The organism is Pseudomonas sp. Pmew2 (genome assembly GCF_058129885.1).
This window is the reverse complement of the sequence record NZ_JBYJZP010000003.1, coordinates 1-21,471: the sequence shown is the minus strand read 5'-3', so window position 1 is coordinate 21,471 and position 21,471 is coordinate 1. Positions and strand designations below refer to the sequence as shown.

At 54.6% G+C, this 21,471-nt stretch carries 19 protein-coding genes, 8 pseudogenes and 1 other annotated feature; of the genes and pseudogenes, 10 read left to right on the top strand and 17 right to left on the bottom strand.

Annotated elements, in window-relative coordinates; genetic code table 11:
- Positions 1-59: 59 nt before the first annotated feature.
- Positions 60-443: pseudogene (locus AC4ANK_RS29340) on the bottom strand (IS5/IS1182 family transposase); the annotation flags it as partial.
- 108 nt (positions 444-551) lie between these two features.
- On the opposite strand from AC4ANK_RS29340, the gene AC4ANK_RS29335 reads away from it, so the two are divergent.
- Together AC4ANK_RS29335 and idi are read left to right on the top strand one after the other, a co-directional pair.
- Complete coding sequence (locus AC4ANK_RS29335) at positions 552-2,225, top strand: B12-binding domain-containing radical SAM protein (RefSeq protein WP_015060867.1); 1,674 nt, start codon at positions 552-554, stop codon at positions 2,223-2,225.
- 22 nt (positions 2,226-2,247) lie between these two features.
- A complete protein-coding gene (gene idi / locus AC4ANK_RS29330; RefSeq protein ID WP_460385277.1) occupies positions 2,248-2,742 on the top strand; it encodes an isopentenyl-diphosphate Delta-isomerase in 495 nt (164 codons plus the stop codon).
- Here idi and AC4ANK_RS29325 read toward each other — a convergent pair.
- The 10 genes and pseudogenes from AC4ANK_RS29325 to AC4ANK_RS29280 all read right to left on the bottom strand — a co-directional run.
- A pseudogene (locus AC4ANK_RS29325) lies at positions 2,702-3,421 on the bottom strand (IS5 family transposase); the annotation flags it as partial. The gene idi and the pseudogene AC4ANK_RS29325 overlap by 41 nt on opposite strands.
- A gap of 50 nt (positions 3,422-3,471) precedes the next feature.
- Positions 3,472-4,281: an IS21-like element ISPsy4 family helper ATPase IstB gene (gene istB, locus AC4ANK_RS29320; RefSeq protein WP_460383631.1), complete on the bottom strand. Its 810-nt coding sequence runs from the start codon at positions 4,279-4,281 to the stop codon at positions 3,472-3,474.
- A pseudogene (gene istA / locus AC4ANK_RS29315) lies at positions 4,278-4,772 on the bottom strand (IS21-like element ISPsy4 family transposase); the annotation flags it as partial. The pseudogene istA (AC4ANK_RS29315) and the gene istB (AC4ANK_RS29320), both read right to left, overlap by 4 nt.
- Positions 4,773-4,813: 41 nt before the next feature.
- Positions 4,814-6,036 (bottom strand): IS3-like element IS51 family transposase gene (locus AC4ANK_RS29310; RefSeq protein ID WP_095178853.1). Its coding sequence is split into 2 segments (ribosomal slippage): positions 4,814-5,751 and positions 5,751-6,036, totalling 1,224 coding nucleotides; the frame shifts between segments, so codons are not numbered across the junction.
- Positions 5,642-5,758, bottom strand: a sequence feature (AL1L pseudoknot). It overlaps the preceding gene by 117 nt.
- Before the next feature lie 48 nt (positions 6,037-6,084).
- A pseudogene (gene istA / locus AC4ANK_RS29305) lies at positions 6,085-6,615 on the bottom strand (IS21-like element ISPsy4 family transposase); the annotation flags it as partial.
- 96 nt (positions 6,616-6,711) lie between these two features.
- Positions 6,712-7,089, bottom strand: coding sequence for a hypothetical protein (locus AC4ANK_RS29300; RefSeq protein WP_002556034.1), 378 nt, complete (start codon positions 7,087-7,089; stop codon positions 6,712-6,714).
- Positions 7,090-7,563: 474 nt separating this feature from the next.
- Positions 7,564-8,478, bottom strand: a complete 915-nt coding sequence (locus tag AC4ANK_RS29295; protein WP_060407305.1) for a hypothetical protein — start codon at positions 8,476-8,478, stop codon at positions 7,564-7,566.
- A gap of 303 nt (positions 8,479-8,781) precedes the next feature.
- Positions 8,782-9,195, bottom strand: a complete 414-nt coding sequence (locus tag AC4ANK_RS29290; protein ID WP_060402554.1) for a TrfB-related DNA-binding protein — start codon at positions 9,193-9,195, stop codon at positions 8,782-8,784.
- A 152-nt stretch (positions 9,196-9,347) separates the two neighbouring features.
- The gene (gene nadS, locus AC4ANK_RS29285; protein WP_024421129.1) at positions 9,348-9,632 is read right to left on the bottom strand and encodes a NadS family protein; all 285 of its coding nucleotides are present in this window, start codon (positions 9,630-9,632) and stop codon (positions 9,348-9,350) included.
- Position 9,633: 1 nt separating this feature from the next.
- Positions 9,634-9,966 carry a type II toxin-antitoxin system RelE/ParE family toxin gene (locus tag AC4ANK_RS29280; RefSeq protein ID WP_010216246.1) on the bottom strand — a complete coding sequence of 111 codons (333 nt, stop codon included), beginning with the start codon at positions 9,964-9,966 and terminating at the stop codon, positions 9,634-9,636.
- Between the two features lie 467 nt (positions 9,967-10,433).
- On the opposite strand from AC4ANK_RS29280, the pseudogene AC4ANK_RS29275 reads away from it, so the two are divergent.
- The 4 genes and pseudogenes from AC4ANK_RS29275 to AC4ANK_RS29260 form a co-directional block, all read left to right on the top strand.
- Positions 10,434-10,574: pseudogene (locus tag AC4ANK_RS29275) on the top strand (recombinase family protein); the annotation flags it as partial.
- 789 nt (positions 10,575-11,363) lie between these two features.
- On the top strand, positions 11,364-12,113 hold the full coding sequence (locus tag AC4ANK_RS29270; RefSeq protein WP_460382697.1) for an IS5 family transposase: 750 nt from the start codon (positions 11,364-11,366) through the stop codon (positions 12,111-12,113).
- Between the two features lie 58 nt (positions 12,114-12,171).
- Positions 12,172-12,711: a hypothetical protein gene (locus tag AC4ANK_RS29265; RefSeq protein ID WP_460385276.1), complete on the top strand. Its 540-nt coding sequence runs from the start codon at positions 12,172-12,174 to the stop codon at positions 12,709-12,711.
- A 572-nt stretch (positions 12,712-13,283) separates the two neighbouring features.
- Positions 13,284-13,673 carry a hypothetical protein gene (locus AC4ANK_RS29260; RefSeq protein ID WP_460385275.1) on the top strand — a complete coding sequence of 130 codons (390 nt, stop codon included), beginning with the start codon at positions 13,284-13,286 and terminating at the stop codon, positions 13,671-13,673.
- 419 nt (positions 13,674-14,092) lie between these two features.
- Here AC4ANK_RS29260 and istB (AC4ANK_RS29255) read toward each other — a convergent pair whose 3' ends face one another.
- Positions 14,093-14,902, bottom strand: coding sequence for an IS21-like element ISPsy4 family helper ATPase IstB (gene istB, locus AC4ANK_RS29255; protein ID WP_005741073.1), 810 nt, complete (start codon positions 14,900-14,902; stop codon positions 14,093-14,095).
- Complete coding sequence (gene istA, locus AC4ANK_RS29250) at positions 14,899-15,921, bottom strand: IS21-like element ISPsy4 family transposase (RefSeq protein WP_002551322.1); 1,023 nt, start codon at positions 15,919-15,921, stop codon at positions 14,899-14,901. Before istA (AC4ANK_RS29250) ends, istB (AC4ANK_RS29255) begins: the two co-directional genes overlap by 4 nt.
- A 76-nt stretch (positions 15,922-15,997) precedes the next feature.
- Here istA (AC4ANK_RS29250) and AC4ANK_RS29245 point away from each other — a divergent pair.
- The 3 genes and pseudogenes from AC4ANK_RS29245 to AC4ANK_RS29235 all read left to right on the top strand — a co-directional run.
- A pseudogene (locus tag AC4ANK_RS29245) lies at positions 15,998-16,294 on the top strand (Tn3 family transposase); the annotation flags it as partial.
- Positions 16,295-16,502: 208 nt separating this feature from the next.
- The gene (locus AC4ANK_RS29240) at positions 16,503-16,784 is read left to right on the top strand and encodes a hypothetical protein (RefSeq protein WP_460385274.1); all 282 of its coding nucleotides are present in this window, start codon (positions 16,503-16,505) and stop codon (positions 16,782-16,784) included.
- Positions 16,765-16,944 (top strand): annotated as a pseudogene (locus AC4ANK_RS29235) (hypothetical protein); the annotation flags it as partial. The gene AC4ANK_RS29240 and the pseudogene AC4ANK_RS29235, both read left to right, overlap by 20 nt.
- 1,028 nt (positions 16,945-17,972) lie before the next feature.
- Here the strand turns inward: AC4ANK_RS29235 and AC4ANK_RS29230 are convergent.
- The gene (locus AC4ANK_RS29230) at positions 17,973-19,202 is read right to left on the bottom strand and encodes an IS91 family transposase (RefSeq protein WP_460382827.1); all 1,230 of its coding nucleotides are present in this window, start codon (positions 19,200-19,202) and stop codon (positions 17,973-17,975) included.
- Positions 19,183-19,464 (bottom strand): hypothetical protein, encoded by a 282-nt coding sequence (locus AC4ANK_RS29225; protein WP_460384945.1) that lies wholly within the window; start codon positions 19,462-19,464, stop codon positions 19,183-19,185. The genes AC4ANK_RS29230 and AC4ANK_RS29225 overlap by 20 nt, the downstream gene beginning before the upstream one ends.
- Before the next feature lie 93 nt (positions 19,465-19,557).
- On the opposite strand from AC4ANK_RS29225, the pseudogene AC4ANK_RS29220 reads away from it, so the two are divergent.
- Positions 19,558-20,211: pseudogene (locus tag AC4ANK_RS29220) on the top strand (transposase); the annotation flags it as partial.
- 241 nt (positions 20,212-20,452) lie between these two features.
- On the opposite strand, the gene AC4ANK_RS29215 reads toward AC4ANK_RS29220, so the two are convergent.
- Both AC4ANK_RS29215 and AC4ANK_RS29210 read right to left on the bottom strand, forming a co-directional pair.
- The gene (locus AC4ANK_RS29215; protein ID WP_031599086.1) at positions 20,453-20,785 is read right to left on the bottom strand and encodes a hypothetical protein; all 333 of its coding nucleotides are present in this window, start codon (positions 20,783-20,785) and stop codon (positions 20,453-20,455) included.
- Positions 20,782-21,471 (bottom strand): ParA family protein (locus tag AC4ANK_RS29210; protein WP_031599088.1); only part of this gene is annotated, 690 nt, incomplete at its 5' end. The genes AC4ANK_RS29210 and AC4ANK_RS29215, both read right to left, overlap by 4 nt.

The window sequence follows — 21,471 nt, the reverse complement described above, 5'->3', positions numbered from 1 at the left end:
CTGACCATTACGACGAGTGAAATCGCTTAGCGTACTTTAAAATCCGTTTTCTGAGGCGACCCCAGATAGCCATTGATCACGCCGAGAATACCAGCGGCCAACTCGTGTTTTTCCAGCAGGCGACGGAAGTTGAGGATGGTGGTTTCATCCGGAATCCGCTCCAGGCTCAGACCGGAAAACTGGCGCAAGATCGTCGTCTCGTACAGCGCTTCTTCCATCGCAGGATCGCTGTAACCGAACCAGTTCTGCATGAGATGAACCCGTAACATCGCCATCAACGGATAGGCCGGACGACCACCTTCGCCCTTCGGGTAATGAGGTTCGATCAGGGCAATCAACCCCTTCCAGGGTACGACCCGATCCATCTCGATCAGGAACAATTCCTTGCGGGTCTGCTTGCGCTTGCCTGCGTATTCGGCGTCGGCGAAGGTCATCTGCTTCATCATCGAAAAGCTCGGCGATTGGTATCCGGAGATTTTGCCAAATCAGGAAGTCTTTTTCAGGATTTCCTTTATGATGGCCGAAACCATCGTTGAGCCCAGGAGAGAATTATGACGGCGTTACTCATTTCTGGAATGGGGCCCGAGTACCCTGATAATCAATTGCTTCGAGATTCATCGTTCGAGGCCCTGCTTAATCCTGCGGTAGCTGCCAACGCGGGGCGGTCTAAGTTTGACCTAAATAGGCTGCATTATAAGACAGCAGGCGGCCTGGTTTTACCCTTGCTCCGTAAACGTAAGGACGGGGGCGGTGCCAGGGCGGCCGGTGTGCCCATGTCCGTCGACGATAAAATATCAAAAGAGCCCAAGAGAACCTTTCACCTTACCAGTTTTACATTAGAGTCAATTCTCACGGGCGCCGATATTGACTTTGATTCAATGTCGACCGAACACATTTGGAATAATACTGGATTTGAACCGACAGGCGAGTACGATACGGTCCTTTTGTCGACCACCTTTATTTGGGATCAGCAAACGCTGCGGCGAGCCATCGCGTGGATCGGACAGCGTTTCCCTGGCAGTAAACTGATATTGGGCGGGCAATACAGTAATCTTAAGTTTAATCAAATCATGAGAGAACATAAAGCGGTCAACTTTATTATTAGAGGCGATGCGGAGATTGCGCTGCCTGATTTGCTTCGAAAGCTCAGGAAACGGGGTGATATAGCGAGCGTTCCCAATCTTGTCTTCCGTGGCGCCAACGACGAGATATGCCTGACGCCAATTGGGTATGTTGATCTTGATTTGCAACCCTCCCCGTCACCCAATGGCTTTTCGCCCGTTGTGCCCTATGAGTCAATGCGGGGGTGCCCATTCACCTGTAAATTCTGTTCATTCCCGGCCGCGTCACCTAAATGGAGGTACAAGTCAGCCGACAAGATCGCGCGAGACTGGGAGCGGTACAAGATCCACAACGGTGCTCACTACATTAAGGCACTTGACTCTACATTCACCGTTCCGCCAACACGCCTCAGGTCGCTGCTTCCGAAGGTCGAGGCCATTAAGATTCAGTGGGAAGCCTATACACGTGCCAACTCCATCAACAGCACGGAGCTTGTTCATCAGCTCGAAAACTCCGGGTGCAGTTCATTGTTTCTGGGGTTCGAATCAATGAGTGACACTACCTTGCAGTACATGGATAAAAAAGTGACATCACGTGCGAATCGTTTAGCGCTTGAGCTTTTGACTGAAAGCTCGATAAAACATTTTGTCTCTTTTATAGTCGGCTATCCTGGAGAAAGCCCTGAGCTCTTCGAGGCGACCAGACGATTTCTTGTAAATGAGTTTTCTGGCGAATTTGCTTTGTATGTTTGTATGTTGCAAGACGAGACTATGCCGCTTTGGGACGATGCGGAAAAGTTTAATATACAGGTTGATGACCCTAGCGGAGAGGCGCGTATCTGGAGCCACAGCGGCATGGACTCTAAAACTGCGAGGCAGTTGCAATTGGAGACATTGCGTGAAGTTCGTTGGAACAATGACAACGCGATCTTCAGGTCATGGCAACATGATTTCGAGTCTCCGCTGATTCCTGATAGGACACGGCAGGAGAACACCAGCCTGGAAAAACTAGTTGATCGACTTGGCATGATCAGCGTGGACATTAGCAGTGAGCAACAGGCGCGCAAACTTGAAGTCGAGATTACAAGCAAGCTGACTGCGCATGGTATATCGGTTGTCCCTGATGCCGGTTTGAGCGGTTATATGCAAAAAGCTGAGAAATAATAACGAAAGGGAGTAGCCGGTAGTGAGTGATGAGTATGTCGTATTAGTCGACAACGACGACCATCCTTGCGGGATGGCTGAGAAGATTGAGGCTCATCAATCAGGTCTTTTGCATCGAGCTATATCGGTCTTTCTTTTTGACAAAGACGGACGCCTGCTTCTGCAGCGTAGGTCGGCAAGCAAATATCACGCGGCAGGACTTTGGGCAAATAGTTGCTGCGGACATCCGCGTCCTGGGGAGCTGCCGATAGACGCTGCAGTTCGGCGTCTCCAGGAAGAATTGGGTATTCATTCCGAGCTTAACTCATGGGGACATATTTGTTATGAGGCCATAATTAACGAAGAAATGAAAGAAAACGAATATGTGCACCTTTTCACTGGCTGCTTCACGGGCTCTTACAGCTTGAATCCGGATGAGGTTTCCGAAATCCACTTAGAATATCCACGTTCAATTCTCTCTAGGGTCTGTTCCCGTTTCACATTGGCAGCCACAGAAAAGCGCAGGCCATTGCTATGACGCTTTCATAGTTTCTCTTGAGTTTGTCGAACCGAGAAGCCGCCGCCCGGAAATGCTTCAACCGGGCAAAGGCGTTTTCTACGAGATGTCGATTGCGATATAACCCTTTGTCCAGATCTGCGTTCCCTTTCAGAGAATTGCGCTTTCGTGGAATCACCACTTTGCTGCCTTGCTGCTCGACCTGAGCGCGTATCGCTTCAGTGTCGTAGCCCTTGTCCGCAATGATCACTTCTGCATTGGGCATCTTGGCAATCAACGAGGCCGCCTGCGAACAATCATTGGTCTGGCCTCCGGTCACGTCAAATGCAATGGGCAGCCCACAAGCGTCTACAGCCAGGTGAATCTTGCTGGTGTTACCGGCTCGGCTTTTTCCGATGGCCTGGTCCTGCGTGCTGGCAGCACCTGCACTGTGCTGATGAGCCTTTACATAGCTGCCATCAATGAAAACCCACTCCATGTCAGGATCGGTCATCAGCACCTCAAGCACCTTGACCCACTTGCCTGAAGCAGACCAGGCATTGAACCGCTTGTAGACCTTGCTCCAGTTTCCAAACGCTTTCGGCAGGTCTCGCCAAGGGCAACCCACACGCATGCGGTACAGCATGCCTTCAACCGTGGTGCGCAAATCTCGCTTGTTGTAGATCGATTCGTGCAGCAAAATTTCTCGAAGCTTCGGCCAGTTGTCAACGCCAACTAAAAAGTGACCCCCTTCCGTGCTAAATCGCCAACTTAGTTTTGACCCCCCTCGGGTTCATATTTTCGAGCCGGTTCGGCCCGAGAAGATTTGGTTCCTGCTTTGCGCTTGTCCTTGAGTCGATAGCTTTCACCTGTCATCTGCACGATATGGGCATGATGTAACAGCCTGTCCAGCATGGCCGCTGTCAGTGTTTGATCATCCGCAAAGGTTCCGGCCCACTGGGTAAACGGCAAGTTACTCGTGAGGATCAGGCTGCCTTGCTCGTAGCGCTTGGCGACAACATTGAAGAACAGGTTGGCTTCATCACGACCAAACGGCAGGTAACCGATTTCATCGATGACCAACAACCCGGGGGCCATCACCACACGACTGAAGTATTCCTTGAGCCGTTCCTGGCGGTGCGCAGCGGTCAGTTGCAGCATCAAGTCAGCCGCAGTGACGAAGCGGGTTTTGATACCGGCCATCACTGCCCGGTAGGCCAGGGCGATGGCCAGGTGGCTCTTGCCTACACCACTAGGCCCCAGGAACACGATGTTCTCGGTACGCCCAACAAAACTCAATGCTGCCAGCTCCTGGAGCTGTGCCCGGGGGACGCCGGTGGCAAACGCGAAGTCGTATTGCTCCAGCGTTTTCACGGCGGGCAGCGCGGCAGTTTTCAGCAGGGCCTGTCGAGAGCGTTCACTTCGGGCATCGGTCTCGGCAGCCAGCAGCTTTTCGAGGAAGTCGGCAAAGCTGTCTTCGCCGCTTGCTGCTTGTTGGGCAAGGTGCGGCCAGTCCACCCCGACGCGCTCAAGCTTTAGCCCCTTGCATAGTTCTGTCAGGCGAGCATGTTGAAGGTTCATGCTCTCACCTCCAGCAGTTGCTCATAAACCGACAGCGGATGCTGCAAGCTCTCGTACGGCAGGACCCGTCCCAGGCGTAGGCCTTGGGCGGGTTGTGGGCGCAGGCTCTGTGTTGGCAGTGGTAATAGTACCTGCTGCTCTTGGGCCAGACGTACCGCCGGTTGAACACCCGTCGTGCCGTGAATCCGCTGATGAGCGACTTCGTCGAGCCATTGGCCGATATGTGCGTTGGCCGTCACCACATCCAGCGTCAGACCCGCACTCTTGAGCGTAGCGGCCAACGGGGTAATGAAACTGCCCTTCAGATACCCGTTGAAGCGCTCAACCTTGCCCTTGGTCTGGGCACGGTAAGGGCGGCAGACCTTGGGAATAAAACCAAACTCATCGGCCAGCGCAGCCAATCGGGGATGCCAACGGTGCTGGCCCTCCCCAAAAGCATCTCGCTCGGTGATGATGGTTCCGGCGTTATCAAACAATGCCTGCTCGGGCACGCTGAACCGCCCCGGGTTTCTCGGAGACCCTTTTGTTTGAGTCATGCCACCTGGGCAGACTCGGTGAGTTGCTGATAATAGATTGCTTCTGCTTCGACCGGTGGAATATGACCGATTGGCTCCAGCAGGCGGCGGTGATTGAACCAGTCCACCCATTTCAGGGTTTCCAGCTCCACCGCCCCCCGTGTGGGCCAAGAGCGTCGATGAATCACTTCAGCCTTGTAAAGACCATTGATGGTCTCAGCCAAAGCATTGTCGTAAGAGTCACCGACACTCCCGACCGATGGCTCAATACCGGCTTCGACAAGACGCTCGGTATAGCGAATGGACACGTACTGCACGCCACGGTCACTGTGGTGAATGAGTCCACCCTGCTTGACTGGGCGACGGGCGTAAAGGGCTTGCTCCAGTGCATCGAGTACAAAATCGGTACGCGCTGAACTGGACACCTTCCAACCGACGATGAATCGGGCAAAGACATCAATGATGAAGGCCACGTAAACAAAACCCTGCCAGGTACTGACGTAGGTAAAGTCCGATACCCATAGGGCGTTCGGGCACTCAGCCACAAACTGACGGTTGACATGATCCTGCGGGCACGGCCTGGCTTGGTCGCTGACCGTCGTCTTGACGGGCTTGCCGCGTACCACGCCTTGCAGGCCCAGCTCTCCCATCAGACGTTGCACCGTACAGCGGGCGACTTGCAGTCCGTCACGCAGCAATTGTCGCCAGACCTTGCGCACGCCATATACCTGGAAGTGCTCATCCCAGACTCGCTGGATGTGCTCACCCAGTTCCTGGTCACGCTGCGCACGCGCTGACTGCTGGCTGGGGTCAGCCTGCTGAGCAGCGTACCGGTAGTACGTCGACGGGGCGATTGGCAACACCTTGCAAATCGGCTCGACCCCGTAAGACTGGCGGTTTTCATCAATAAACGTCTTCATCGTTTGAATGGGCGGTCGAGCTCCGCCTGGGCAAAATAGGCTGAGGCCTTACGCAAGATCTCGTTAGCTTGACGCAACTGACGGTTCTCACGCTCCAAGAGCTTGACTCGCTCACGTTCGACTGTGCTCAGCCCATCACGCTGGCCGCTGTTGCGCTCAGATTGGCGAACCCACAGCCGTAATGTCTCGGGCGTGCAGCCGATCTTGGGGGCAATGGCACTGATGGTGGCCCACTGCGACTCGTACTCAGGAAGGTGTTCGAAAACCATCCTGATGGCCCGCTCACGGACCTCTGGGGAATACTTCGGTAGTTTTTTCATCGCTCCATCCTCTCAAAGGTTGGAGTCTCCGAGAAACCCGGGGCGGTTCACGCCGCCAAAGTAAGCGAACGCCTCCCGAAGCCCTGTCAGCCAGGCTTCGCTGTCCTCTCGCTCGGAGAAACGGACAAAGCTTGCTCGACTAAAACCAAGTGTCGCCACGAACGCCTTAAGCGGCTGACGGCCTCGTCGAATGGTGGTGAAGTCCACCTGTATCTGCTTGCCGGGCAGTGTCTCGAAACGTACCACCGGCTCTTCTGCCTTACGTTTGAAGGGGCGAATATAAGCCTTCAGACGACTGACGCCGCCGCTGTACCCCAATGCCGTGATCTCACGCAGCAGGACGGTCGCCGGAATCCAGTGTGGGCGCGCCGCCTCAATACGCTCGTGCAGGTAGTCCTTGAAGGGGTCGATTTTGCACGGACGTGCGGGTCTCACCTTGTCACTGGGTAGCGACCGGGCCTTTCGCAGGTACTTGCGCACGGTGTTACGCGAAATACCCAGCTCACGGGCGATGAATTTGATGCCATGGCCCTGACGGGCCAACACTTTAATTTCCACAGACTGCTCCTGGGTCAACATATTGGCAGCTCAAAGCCGCCAGTTTTACCCAGGGGGGTCAATTCTAGGTTGGCGTTAGGGGGTCATTTTTACAGTGGCGGTGACACGTAAGCGGGGTTAAGCGGCGAAAAGGTCACCCTGGCGGTCGGCGTAGCTGCACCAGCGGGCAAACGATTCGTTGCCGCACCAGGTCTGAATTTTTTCCACGAAGCCTTCACGACGCGCTGTGGTGATTAGTTCGGCGACCACCTCGGCCGAGTCACCCATTTCAAAGCAGTTGTCGAACTGGCGTTCGCCCAGGCCTTCGAAACCGTTGTCCCAAAGTTCATACCGGACTACGGCGTCTACCAGGTCATGCTTGAACGTCAGCACCAGGAACTCGACGCGGGCATTGAACTTGTGTACCTGGCGACTCAGTTTCAGCAGCTTTTTGCAGATCTCGACCTGACCGCTTGTGAAGCGCTTCATCAGCTGTTGCTTTGCTTGTCTGTTCATTTCGTCTCACCTCTGTGCTGGCTTAGCTGAGTGCCTTTCGCCGATGCGCTTAGGTCGATCGGGCGCATAGGTGCGTGACAAGGGCGCGATGCGAGGCCGCAGCTAAGGGAGCGAAGCGAGTCTGAACGGGGGAGTGTCGCGGGCGCAGCCGAACCCTTGTCAGGTGCCGCGCTCGATCTACCGTCAAGCGCACGGCGAAAGGTGCGCAGCAAAGCCTGCAGGTGATACGGGAGGTACAGGCAGCGACGGCAAGCGGAGCGCGCAGGCCGAGAGGCCGGAGGCGTTAGAGCCGGCTTGCCGGCGAGGATTGAAGCCCGAAGGGGCGAGACGGGCCGGCTTCAAGGCCTGGCTCGATGCGCAGCACGAAAGCACGGCCCTGAGCGCAGCGAAGGGAACGCACGTCACAGGTTGTCAGCGATCGAGCTGCACCGCAGCGCCTCATACCAATGTGGTTAAGGCGCACAACAAAGACCCCTAAATAGCTTTCGACGGCAGCTCAGCGGGTAGATCGGGGTAATACCGATTATATGTATCCACAGCGGCCGGCCAGAGCCCAAGCAGTGTATTGCGATGCCGGTCCACCCAACCGACGATTTCGCTGATGTTGGAAGGGAGAGGTCCTATCCGCGTGCTAATAGTGAGCGCTTCGAGGTCGATGTCCCAGGCGGCGCCTCTTGCTTGGAATGCCACGGTCGGTCGACTGTCAGCGGAGGCACAGAAAACTGTAGCTTGTGGAGTATCAAACCTGTTCAACGGCGGGCACAGCTCATGAAACTCATCCAGGAGAGGCTTGGGCGCCACGTAAAGCCCGCTATCTTCGAACTGTGCCCGGCCATGCTCCTCAAAGTCGTACGGGACATAACCACTTTGGGTCTGAAACGCTACCGCTTCGATGAGTTCTGCAGGTATTGAATCGAAGTTCAACCACCAGGTCTCCTCCATAGTTTTGGTTTTTTTATAGTGCCGAACTAACTCCTCGTCACTCAATGCCTTCAGATCGTAGTAACACGACAACCCCATGGATTTTCTCCAGAGCTTGCTTTCTCCGAGCAGCTTGCTGAACTTCACATATGGGATCAGACCAGAAGGAGTAGAGCTTTCAAGTGCCCATTTAGATAGCGACTCAGATTCGATCTGAATGCGCACCAACGTTTTTTTATGGGTTGTAAGATTTTTGGGCGGACGCCCGATCCTCTTCAGATACTCCACGTTGGAGGGGGTCAGTTTCTCACCCGTCAAAAGCCCATGACCGAGGGGGCTAGGGCTGGTCGTAAGCCAGACACACGGGCCGACAGTCCGACCATCCTGGGTTCGGTAAGGTGATCCCTTGAGTTCGGTGTTAAAAATCACGCCCGCAAGGGGCACTGAGGTGTAGTGATAGAGCTTCATACCTGCGTCCTTGGATCCAAAGATCGCAAGGGTATCGCATCAATGATCTTCCCCCAACCCGCTCGGATAGAGGATTACGGGCGCGCTTGGTCTGCACAGCGCGCAGGCCAAGAGGCCGGAGGCGTTAGAGCCGGCTTGCCGGCGTGGATTGAAGCCCGAAGGGGCGAGACGGGTCGGCTTCAAGGCCTGGCTCGATGCGCAGCACGAAAGCCCGGCCCTGAGCGCAGCGAAGGGAACGCACGTCAGAGGTTGTCAGCGGTCAAGCTGCACCGAGGCTGAAACAGCCAGGGCACGCCTCTCCTATTACGATCGAGCAGATCTGAGTGATTGAGCCAAAGCCAGAACGTCACCTGCAGCTGCAGGGGGAAGCCAGGCTTCAACCTTGACCCAATCAGCCGGCAAATCCTCCAGGCGCGCCCGAATGCGTGCCATAAGCCTGTGAACCACCTGCCGGGTCAATCCAGTCTCCAAGGCTGCTTCGGAAACGCTGGCACCCATGACCAGGACAAGCCTGGCAGCATTTATCGAACGATCAGAGAACGCCCGACGTCGATTCTGGCCCGCAAGCACGGCCATGACCCGCTCAAATTCGTCCGCGGCCATCAGGGCGCAGGGTGAAACAGGACTGATCATCCTGATCAACTGGGCGATCTGGGCGTTGCTGTAGTGTTGGATGATCTTTGTTGCAAGACCTAGCGGGTCAGGATCGACAGCCATGATAATAGGTCCAGGTTGATGAAAGTCGAATCTACCGTAACCGCAACCACATGTAACCTGTAACAAGCCGCAGTTCGAGTCTTCACACGCGGCCAAAAGACCAGTCCTGAGCGCAGGGAGGGGCCGCTCGGTGCGTTCAAGCGCGGCACGTCTTAATGTACGGACAGCTCTCGGAAAAAATCAGGATTTGCCTTCACCGTGGCAAGAACCTTGGCTGCAAGGCCCGTAGGATTACGCCGTCCATTTTCCCAGCTTTTCACCGTATCAATACTGGTGCCCAAGACCTTTGCCATCTCACCCTGGGTAACATTCAACTGGGCTCGGATCGCTTTCACGTCGGCCAACTCGTATTGAGTTCGCCGAGCAGCCGGCTTAACACCGCTCTTGATATCTACGGCTTCTTCAAGAGAGGCCTTCAACTCGTTAAAAAAGCTCATATCACACCTCTTTTTTCAGCTTTTGAGTGAGCAGCTTCAGCTCTGTTTTTTCAGCACCAGTCAGGCTGTCTTTGGTGCTTTTCGGGTATGCCATCACCAGGTAGATCACCTCAGGTGTAGCCAGAAAGTATATTACTCTCGCACTGCCGCTCTTGCCTTGGTTACCCGTGGCCATGCGTACCTTGCGGAGCCCTCCTGTGTTGGTGATCAAATCACCTCTGTCCGGAGACTCGATCAAAATCGCCTGAAGGCTTCTCAGTTCATCATCTGTTGCGAGAGCCTTGATCTGGCGTGTGAACATCGAAGTTTCGATGAATTCAATAGCGTTGCTCACAGATGCGATCCTTGTCCATAGGAGTACATAGTACACCAAAAACAGTGTCCAGCATAGACCAGCAGCGTCATCCGGCCACACGCATACGAAGAGCTGACCTGATTCCGCAGTCAAACGGGAAGTCATGGTGAATATCATCGGTAACACCGAAGCCGCCATCCGCCCATTCCAAAAATACATCGGCAGGCGCTATAGGCTAGCTAATGATTCCTAACGCTCCAAAAGACTTCAGCGACTGGGGCACCGCTTCTAGCCACCGATACACATGTCAACTTAAGGTGTATCCAAAATGGTACTCTAGCGCTAGGCAAAAAATGTCACTACTTGTAACCTTTTTATCTCGTCACTTTTGGGTCTACCCCAAGTGACACGAAAATCAGCACGACCCGATTTCAGCTTTGCGCACTTAACGCACACCCAATTTGATACAATGATTTGACTACACCCAAAATGAGACAGATCTACCGATGTTCATTCGTGCATACCTTCGAGCATCGACCGATGACCAGGACGCAAGTCGAGCGCGTGATTATTTGGAAACGTTTGTCTCCGGCTACGGCAAGGCCATCGCATCGTGCTACATGGAAAATGCCAGTGGTATCCGCGCAGTAGCGAGGCACGCTGCGTGTTCAACTACGACCGTCATGAAGGTCCGCGACGAGCTGGCGCAACGTTAGTCGGTTAAGGCCAATGGCACTGACCTACTCAACGTCACGAAGTACCCAGCCCGCTTTTGAAAAAACCCACCGGTTCAGGACGAGGCTATCAAGGGGGTCATAGGGGTCTGGGGAATAACGGAACAGAAAGTGCACTTAAGCCAAGCACCTTCCTGCAACCCCTTGCGACGTCTGGTGGTTCGGGAAGGGAGTAATTTTGGGACGCTCATCAAGGGTTCCTCGCACGATGATGTGCGCACCTTCGCAAAGCGGTAACCGGATGGCATCAAACAATATGGACCGGAGAACGGCGGTTTTTTTTGAACGGCAGTTAAGGTAGGTTGGGCTTCTCAACGATGAGACAGAGTTCACTGAGGTAAGGGAATGAGCAGGAAATTGATAGGTTCAGCTGTCGGTCTTACGACGCACAAGGGGCAATTCGCTGCCATAGTCCACAGGTTCAAGTTCGATGACGGTTCAGAGCTCCTGGCGAGCTGGGGCCAATCTGCTGTAGCCCAGATGATTGCGCTTCTCACCCATCACGCCAATAAAGGGGAGCTGCCTGAACCCTCTGACGCTGATGAAGAACTCTTCAAACAGAACACCCCTGAAATGACGCGAGACGATGTCGAAGCCCCCTGCCTAGCTAGGGTCTGTTCCCGTTTCGACGTAACCCATTGATCTCTATGAGAACAGGCCCGTATTGTTGGAGTTCTCACACAACACCAATACGAGCCTGCAATGCCCCGATTAATGCTCAGTGATGAGCACTGGCCGAAGCTTCGAGAAATTTTGCTGCACGAATCGATCTACAACAAGCGAGATTTGCGCACCACGGTTGAAGGCATGCTGTACCGCATGCGTGTGGGTTGCCCTTGGCGAGACCTGCCGAAAGCGTTTGGAAACTGGAGCAAGGTCTACAAGCGGTTCAATGCCTGGTCTGCTTCAGGCAAGTGGGTCAAGGTGCTTGAGGTGCTGATGACCGATCCTGACATGGAGTGGGTTTTCATTGATGGCAGCTATGTAAAGGCTCATCAGCACAGTGCAGGTGCTGCCAGCACGCAGGACCAGGCCATCGGAAAAAGCCGAGCCGGTAACACCAGCAAGATTCACCTGGCTGTAGACGCTTGTGGGCTGCCCATTGCATTTGACGTGACCGGAGGCCAGACCAATGATTGTTCGCAGGCGGCCTCGTTGATTGCCAAGATGCCCAATGCAGAAGTGATCATTGCGGACAAGGGCTACGACACTGAAGCGATACGCGCTCAGGTCGAGCAGCAAGGCAGCAAAGTGGTGATTCCACGAAAGCGCAATTCTCTGAAAGGGAACGCAGATCTGGACAAAGGGTTATATCGCAATCGACATCTCGTAGAAAACGCCTTTGCCCGGTTGAAGCATTTCCGGGCGGCGGCTTCTCGGTTCGACAAACTCAAGAGAAACTATGAAAGCGTCATAGCAATGGCCTGCGCTTTTCTGTGGCTGCCAATGTGAAACGGGAACAGACCCTAGTATCGTTAGCCACATGACGTGCTCGATCGAACAAGGCGTATTGAACCTAAATCTGATTTTTAGGCAGGATAACTCGATTCAAACGATCGCTATGGACCCCGGAATTCCCGTACTGATACTTGGCTGGACAGCGAACGCTCTCCAAGACGGTGGATTTCTGGATCAGATCTTGAAGCTGGTCGACGACCAAGTAAATGCGCCTCCACTGCTGCTGTATTCATGCTCCATAGATGCTGTTCAGGACATCAATTATACGGAGTACCGAGCCTACGACATCGACATGTACCGCGCTATGACCAGTCTTTACTGTGTAAGCGTGGCCATCAACGGTCCTCAATCTAAAAAAATTGTTGGCGGCTTCTTCTTTAAATCGTCCATGCCCGACAACAGCCCCCAATTTCAAATTCAAATGACTTCGGTATTCGATGCCTTGCCAGAGTTTTCGGCGGTCGACCGTAACCAGGCATCTCTGTTGCACACGCGATTGTTCGTCCAAGACGGAGAGCCGCTAACCAATGAACACATGCTGAAGATGATCACTGATCAGTACGTGCGCTATACCAGCGCTGGTTCAGCATAAAAAAACCCCTCCGAAGAGGGGTTTTTGTCAGGCAGCTGTTAGCTGTAACGACCTGCAATCGAAATGGCCTCGACCTGCAATCATCGCGTTTTTCGACCGGGATTGATTGCGTCTATCCGAGCCAGCAAACCGGGATTATTTGCGAATGAACCTGCATTCATCTGGTTAGACCTGCAATCGACCGTCATGAACCGGAATTATTTGCGAGTGACCACTCGCGGTTTCTGTCTCATTTAAGTACACCCTTGTGAGACGCTTGGCTGAGGCGCTTTTTGCGTCTCAATAGGGTGGCTTTTCATTTCTGATATGGTAAGTTCTCAGCTTCTAGAGCCTAAAGAGACAAACTTGACGATGGCCCTTTACGGATACGCTCGCGTTTCCACAAGCGATCAAGATTTCGTTCAGCAACGCACTCGATCCGGCTTGCACTACAGAACTGCGCGACAGGATGCTGGCGGCGGGGTTGCCGATCTGAGGCCCAGGCCATTTGCAGTTGATCTGCCCGAAGCCACGCTTGTCGCAGGCCATTGCAGGTAGTATTGCCGGACAGCACATTCAGTTAAAGAGCAGCCATGAAAGCAGGGATAGCAGTAACAATTGCATTAGGGTTCTTGGTAAGTGGATGCCAGGCTAATATACCGGTAAAGACCAAAGCCCAGACAGATGCAGATTTTCGTAGGGATGCTGCGACAATCGAGCAGTTCGGGAATGCTCACCCATGGAGTGGGAGTGATGAAATTGAAGACATCCCCCAAGCTCTTTCCCGTATTGAAGCAATAAAGGCCAAGGGGGCCGCATACATAGACGCCGAAGACCTCAAATGCACTAGGAAGCAGCAGGCATTGCTCCAAGAAAGAGACACGGTACAAAAGAAGAAACAGGCTGTGATTGATGCTTACGAAAGTGCAGAAGCAGCAAAAGTAAGCAAGCGCCCAATGGGCTCGTTTGGTTCGGCCTACTAGGGGCGAATAGAGAAAACGGAAAAAAACGTACGCTAGCTGTAGCGGCTCGCGTTGGAAAACACGCGTGCTCGCAATCAGCGCCTTTTTCGGCTCAGATTATTTGCATGTATCCGGTGCAGCTGGCTCAGATTATCTGCATTCCAGCTCACGATATTTGCGACCAGCTCAAATTTCAGGTTGCCCGGCTCACGCTTTTTGCAACTGAATGTGCGTGCAGAAACTCGTGGTAATACACATTTTCTGGACGTTGAAATATATACAGATTTGCTGGACTCCGTCACCCCAGCCCTACCATACCTGCGCCTGGAGCGCGGTTTTTGTCCAACAAACCCTCGTTTGTTGGACGTGCTAACCGGTGCTGGTTCAGTTGCTGTCAACGCCAACTAAAAAGTGACCCCCTTCCGTGCTAAATCGCCAACTTAGTTTTGACCCCCCTCGGGTTCATATTTTCGAGCCGGTTCGGCCCGAGAAGATTTGGTTCCTGCTTTGCGCTTGTCCTTGAGTCGATAGCTTTCACCTGTCATCTGCACGATATGGGCATGATGTAACAGCCTGTCCAGCATGGCCGCTGTCAGTGTTTGATCATCCGCAAAGGTTCCGGCCCACTGGGTAAACGGCAAGTTACTCGTGAGGATCAGGCTGCCTTGCTCGTAGCGCTTGGCGACAACATTGAAGAACAGGTTGGCTTCATCACGACCAAACGGCAGGTAGCCGATTTCATCGATGACCAACAACCCAGGGGCCATCACCACACGACTGAAGTATTCCTTGAGCCGTTCCTGGCGGTGCGCAGCGGTCAGTTGCAGCATCAAGTCAGCCGCCGTGACGAAGCGGGTTTTGATACCGGCCATCACTGCCCGGTAGGCCAGGGCGATAGCCAGGTGGCTCTTGCCTACACCACTAGGCCCCAGGAACACGATGTTCTCGGCACGTCCAACAAAACTCAGTGCTGCCAGCTCCTGGAGCTGTGCCCGGGGGACGCCGGTGGCAAACGCGAAGTCGTATTGCTCCAGCGTTTTCACAGCGGGCAGCGCGGCAGTTTTCAGCAGGGCCTGTCGAGAGCGTTCACTTCGGGCATCGGTCTCGGCAGCCAGCAGCTTTTCGAGGAAGTCGGCAAAGCTGTCTTCGCCGCTTGCTGCTTGTTGGGCCAGGTGCGGCCAGTCCACCCCGACGCGCTCAAGCTTTAGCCCCTTGCATAGTTCTGTCAGGCGAGCATGTTGAAGGTTCATGCTCTCACCTCCAGCAGTTGCTCATAAACCGACAGCGGATGCTGCAAGCTCTCGTACGGCAGGACCCGTCCCAGGCGTAGGCCTTGGGCGGGTTGTGGGCGCAGGCTCTGTGTTGGCAGTGGTAATAGTACCTGCTGCTCTTGGGCCAGACGTACCGCCGGTTGAACACCCGTCGTGCCGTGAATCCGCTGATGAGCGACTTCGTCGAGCCATTGGCCGATATGTGCGTTGGCCGTCACCACATCCAGCGTCAGACCCGCACTCTTGAGCGTAGCGGCCAACGGGGTAATGAAACTGCCCTTCAGATACCCGTTGAAGCGCTCAACCTTGCCCTTGGTCTGGGCACGGTAAGGGCGGCAGACCTTGGGAATAAAACCAAACTCATCGGCCAGCGCAGCCAATCGGGGATGCCAACGGTGCTGGCCCTCCCCAAAAGCATCTCGCTCGGTGATGATGGTTCCGGCGTTATCAAACAATGCCTGCTCGGGCACGCCGCCAAAGTAAGCGAACGCCTCCCGAAGCCCTGTCAGCCAGGCTTCGCTGTCCTCTCGCTCGGAGAAACGGACAAAGCTTGCTCGACTAAAACCAAGTGTCGCCACGAACGCCTTAAGCGGCTGACGGCCTCGTCGAATGGTGGTGAAGTCCACCTGTATCTGCTTGCCGGGCAGTGTCTCGAAACGTACCACCGGCTCTTCTGCCTTACGTTTGAAGGGGCGAATATAAGCCTTCAGACGACTGACGCCGCCGCTGTACCCCAATGCCGTGATCTCACGCAGCAGGACGGTCGCCGGAATCCAGTGTGGGCGCGCCGCCTCAATACGCTCGTGCAGGTAGTCCTTGAAGGGGTCGATTTTGCACGGACGTGCGGGTCTCACCTTGTCACTGGGTAGCGACCGGGCCTTTCGCAGGTACTTGCGCACGGTGTTACGCGAAATACCCAGCTCACGGGCGATGAATTTGATGCCATGGCCCTGACGGGCCAACACTTTAATTTCCACAGACTGCTCCTGGGTCAACATATTGGCAGCTCAAAGCCGCCAGTTTTACCCAGGGGGGTCAATTCTAGGTTGGCGTTAGGGGGTCATTTTTACAGTGGCGGTGACATTTAACCGGCTGGGCGAAATCCGAGACCGTAGCTTCGAACAGCAACGCTACCGTGCCAGCGGCCTCAACTTGGTGACTGCTGCAATAGTGCTGTGGAACACGGTTTACCTGGAGCGGTCCGCAAACGCATTACGCGGACATAGCACCGCTGTCGATGAATCGCTGCTGCAGTACCTGTCGCCGCTGGGCTGGGAGCACATCAACCTAACTGGTGATTACCTGTGGCGCAGCACCGTCAAGGTTGGTGGAGGAAGATTCCGGCCATTACGACGACAGAAATCAGCTTAACGTACTTTAAAATCCGTTTTCTGAGGCGACCCCATCCACGTCAGCAGTGCGGTACGCCCTGCTGGACAAGGCATCAAAAACTCGCCGGCCTGTGTTCCTTCTGGTGTCAGCTCAAGAACAGGGCAGCCTGCGGCTGCAAATTGTGAGATTTTGAAATCGGTTATCATAGCCGAAATTGAGTCGATCCCTCCTCAGCACAGGCTTACACATGGCGTCAGAGACCAAAAAACGTAAACGGGCGAGCCGGGCAAAAGCCAAGGCAAAGCAGACCCGTCTCCAACGCGCCGGGCATACCACCTTCGTGCCCGATACCGACTTTTCCTTCGATATCAATCCTTTCGGTGATGTCGATCTTTGTAGTGGCTGCCAGACAGCGTATCTGAACGACAGGTTTCCCGACGCTTCTTGCGTAAACGTTTCGATGAGAGAAGGGCCAGGCGGATTGGCCATCACCGCCGTCATTCACCACGATGAGGAGCCATCCTGCTGACGTGGCCTCTGCACCGCCTGCTTACAAACCTCGACCGCTCAAAAACCTCTTCACGGCCAACGGCTGCTGGGCAGATTTGCTGGAAGCCGGCGGTCTGCGCCACATCGAAGTGGAGTCGATCAGCAAAATGCTCGCCTGCGGCACCTCGATACTGGGGGTGTAAGCCGGAACCCCGGAAAATTCCGTCGGAAAACGTCACCAGAGCGGTTTACGGCTGCTTTTGCTATCCGACACGGTTTTCCGTACATGTTTTGGCCGCTCAATCAAACAGTTTTCGGCTTGGCGACGTCGCAGCCGGAAAATAACTGTTTGGCGTCAATCCGCACCAGTACTGGCTTCTCGCCCATGACGGAAATTTCTGGGATTCCGGCTTACAACCCCTAAAGCGTGTCTGGGCACAGAACCAGGCTAAAGTTAAGGTCTGAATGTAGCAAGAACCCTCGTTTTCACGCACGGTCTCCCGGGCGTCGCGCGTTTGATGTTTCGTGCTCCCTGATATGCCCCCCCCACCGACGTTTAAAAGCTTTGGCGTTGGCCCACGTTCGCAAGGAACCGAATCCGTCCAAAAGGCCACACAACGCGACACTTTTAATGAAAATTTGGTGGCTACATAACTTCTGCGTCGGCGGTCAAAAACCTTTTTAAGGCAACGCTGCAAAAATAGCCAACCGCTCAGCAGGCCCGGCAAGAGGCTGGCTCGCTTATTACACAGCCGCGTAGAGACATCACTGCAGTTCGAACGCGAGGCGTGAAGCGGCCAAACGGCACCTTGGCTGGACGCGCCACTGGCCACTGAGGTGACCCTGTTGGAGGAGCGGATAAGGTGCAAGAGCTAAAGGTCGTATTGCATCAGATCCACAACGCCTTGACCGCCAAGAACCACGGCCCAGTGCAACTCAACCGTGACAACGACTAAATTCGGATGGACTAATTGCAGGCATGAGAATCCCCAACGTCAATCTAAACGCATTGAGCACAAACCGGTCTTTCAGTGAAGAGGACCAGTTCATGCATAGGAATTTCAAAATGCCTATGCATGAACCTGACGCTGTGAAGGAGGCGTCATGCCTTCATAGCGATGCGTAGGAAGACGCTGATGCGTTACTTATGCAGTGAAAATCCCTATAAATCCGCATTAACACAGTTTATTTTACCGCTGAGCCTAGGTGCGGACGCACCTTCCCCCTGTCAGGGCTTCACGTACCTCATCTGCGCGATCGCCTGAGCGTTGAGGACCAGTCCCTGCACCGTCAGCCCGCTGATCGCTGCCGTGTATACCATCCGCGCGCCACACAGCACGCAGCGGAACGGATCGACGTTTAGAAAGGCTTTGGCCATCGGCGCAAAATACAGCTTTGGTACCGGTCCTGGCGTCGCCATCTTCAGTGCTTCATACACCTTCGGCAGGTATTTCCCACACACCCGATTGGCCAGAAAACCAAAATACCGGATCATCCGGAAATGCTTTTCCGGGATGTGCTGGACCACCCGGCGCAGCATGTCGGCCTGGCTCAGCGTTTCCTGCTGATAGGTCTGCGTGCGGTGATCCAGGTAGGTAAAGCTCAACGTGGCCCCGCAGGTGTAATGCGCCAGACGACTGCCCGAGATCGGCGGTTTTTTCAGGTAGCGGCCCAGGTAATTGACGGTCTTTCGGCCGTTTTCCGTCTTCTTCGACAAGTGGATGTGCCAGTGCTGGCCACCAGCGGTCAGTATCAAACGGCGCCAGTCGCTTTCACAGTGGATGTGGGCCAGCTGCGGCGGCATCGTCAGTTGCGAAAGCGGCTGTCCCAGCAGGTAATCGCGCACCAGCCACATCCAGCGCCGCCGCAGGGCCTCTTTGTGGAACGACAGATTTTTCCAGACGCCCTGCTCATCCAGGCCGCCCGCGGTCACCGACAGGTGGACGTGGGGATGCCAGTTGAGCCGCCGGCCATAGGTGTGCAGCGCACCGAAAATCCCGACGCGCAAACCGCGCCGCTTGGCGGTGTAGATCAGGTTATCGGCCGCCAGACGAAACAGCGCATCGAGCAGCCAGCGGTTGTAGAAGAACAGGGACCACAGCGTGTCGGGCAGCGTGAACACCAGATGCTGCCAGGGGCAGTCGGGCAGACGGTTGTTTTGCACGGCGATCCACTGGTCGGTGGCCTTTTTGCCGCAGGAAGGACAGGCCCGGCAATGGCAGGTGTTGCACAGGTATTTGACGTGTGGGCAATGCTCATTGCCACAGGTGTAGTGTTTGACGCCCAGTATCGAGGTGCCGCAGGCGAGCATTTTGCTGATCGACTCCACTTCGATTTGGCGCAGACCGCCGGCTTCCAGCAAATCTGCCCAGCAGCCGTTGGCCGTGAAGAGGTTTTTGAGCGGTCGAGGTTTGTAAGCAGGCGGTGCAGAGGCCACGTCAGCAGGATGGCTCCTCATCGTGGTGAATGACGGCGGTGATGGCGAATCCGCCTGGCCCTTCTCTCATCGAAACGCTTACGCAAGAAGCGTCGGGAAACCTGTCGTTCAGATACGCTGTCTGGCAGCAACTACAAAGATCGACATCACCCAAAGGATCGACATCGAAGGAAAAGTCGGTATCGGGAACGAAGGTGGTATGCCCGGCGCGTTGGAGACGGGTCTGCTTTGCCTTGGCTTTTGCCCGGCTTGCCCGTTTACGTTTTTTTGTCTCTGACGCCATGTGTAAGCCTGTGCTGAGGAGGGATCGACTCAATTTTGGCTATGATAACCGATTTCAAAATCCCACAATTTGCAGCCGCAGGCTGCCCAGTTCCACAAAGAGGCCCTGCGGCGGCGCTGGATGTGGCTGGTGCGCGATTACCTGCTGGGACAGCCGCTTTCGCAACTGACGATGCCGCCGCCGCTGGCCCACATCCTCTGTGAAAGCGACTGGCGCCGTCTGATACTGACCGCTGGCGGCCAGCACTGGCACATCCACTTGTCGAAGAAGACGGAAAACGGCCGAAAGACCGTCAATTACCTGGGCCGCTACCTGAAAAAACCGCCCATCTCGGGCAGTCGTCTGGCGCATTACACCTCCGGAGCCACGTTGAGCTTTACCTACCTGGATCACCGCACGCAGACCTATCAGCAGGAAACGCTGAGCCAGGCCGACATGCTGCGCCGGGTGGTGCAGCACATCCCGGAAAAGCATTTCCGGATGATCCGGTATTTTGGTTTTCTGGCCAATCGGGTGTGTGGGAAATACCTGCCGAAGGTCTATGAAGCACTGAAGATGGCGACGCCAGGACCGGTACCAAAGCTGTATTTTGCGCAGATGGCCAAAGCCTTTCTAAACGTCGATCCGTTCCGTTGCGTGCTGTGTGGCGCACGGATGGTATACACGGCGGCAATCAGCGGGCTGACGGTGCAGGGACTGGTCCTCAACGCTCAGGCGATCGCGCAGATGAGGTACGTGAAGCCCTGACAGGGGGAAGGTGCGTCCGCACCTAGGCTTCGCGGTGAAATAACCTGTATTAACGCTTTTTGATAGGGATTTTCACTGCATAAGTAACGCATCTGCGTCTTACTACGCATCGCTATGAAGGCATGACGCCTCCTTCATAGCGTCAGCTTGATGCATAGGCATTTTGAAATTCCTATGCATCAAGAGTGGGCCACTAATTGCACAGAGGATTGCCACCCTTGTTCCATTGCTCCCCGGCCCCCTACTTCCGCATTTTTTCTTCAAAGGCATCAAGGCATTGTTTGAACAAATCGCCGAGCTTCTGGTAGCCGTGCTGTTGTGCAAGTTCATAAAAACGCTCTCTATCCGAGACCTCTGCCCGGAAGTTTAATTGGGCTTTCGGTGGGATTGCGTCTCTGAAACGTTTGATTTTCGCGGGTTCTGACGAAGGCGCCTCACGCGATGGAAAATCGTTATTAATCGATAGTCGATCAATATCAGCTGATAGCACTGGTGCGCGATCACCCTCTTTAGCCTTGAATTTTGTCAGCAACTCAAACGGATTTGGCCGGCCGCCATTGTCTTCATTGGTCATGCTGCTATCTCCTTCGATAACCTTTCAAGTACTTCACACGCCACAGCTTTCGCATTCGCAGAAGCTTGCTCTAAACCGGGTACCAAGTCTGGATCCTGTTGCTCCAACGGACGTTTGAACGTGAACAGTGCCCGGAAAGCATCCCGCTCGCACATTTCGGTGTCGAAGATGGAGATACCTTGGCTGGTGAGGCTTTTCCGTAAACTGGTCGTTGTACGCGTTGTATAAGCCGTTGGCGTTCCCGTGAACAAGATCGCGTACGGAAGTCGGTAGTTTGGTGCGTGCCTTTGAAGGGATAACTCTTGGTCATGAATGAGTGCAATCGCCTTAGCCGCCTCCTCCGCATCCAGGTACGAACCGCGCATTGGTACGATGACGTAATCCGCTTCCATCAGCGCATGGACAACGATTTTTGCAGCTGTTCCTTCAAGGTCCACAAAAACGAAAGGATCGACCTTCGCAGCCTCGCGAATTTTTCCTGCAATGTTGTTCTCGGTTATGCCCGAAATGATCCGAAGTCCAGGCGGACAAAAGCCACCGGCTGCCCACTTTGTCATCGGCATATTGGGGTCTGCATCGATGATGGTGACGCTTGCTCCCTCTTTTACTAGCTGCAAAGCTACCGTAAGACAGGTTGTTGTCTTCCCGACACCGCCCTTCGGGCATATAAAAGGCACTGTTGGCAT